Below are 432 nucleotides of genomic sequence, written 5' to 3' on the forward strand. Positions count from 1 at the left end.
CCACCCTTGTCCCGCGCCATCAAAGAGCTTGAGGATGACCTGGGCGTGGTGCTCTTCGAGCGCAACCGCCGAGGCACGGTACTGACCGAAGCGGGTGCAACGTTCCTGCAAGATGTGCGCAGGGTGTTCGCCGTCCTCAAACAGGCTCAGGAGAACGTCCGGGCGGTCGCTGCGGGCTTGAGCGGAAGCCTTCGCATCGCCGTGTCCGACGGCGCAATCGATCCCAGGCTGTCGGCCCTCCTGGCCCGCTGCCGCGAGGAAGAGCCGGAGATCGAGATTCGCCTGTCCGAAGTGCCGTTGGCCGATCAGTTGCGTGGTTTGCGCTCAGGTGACTTCTCGATCGGGTTTGCGCACACGGCGGAAGTCGGCGACGACATCGTTACCGAGCCACTCTGGCACGATCCGCTGGTGGTAGCCGTGCCCGCCCGGCAC

The 432-nt window shown here is 65.5% G+C and carries 1 protein-coding gene; it reads left to right on the plus strand.

The features are described 5' to 3' along the window. Window positions 1-432: LysR family transcriptional regulator (locus ACR6JA_RS22600; protein WP_494599690.1), on the plus strand; the 432-nt coding region annotated here is incomplete at both ends.

This window comes from Cedecea sp. B1(4) (assembly GCF_059414925.1).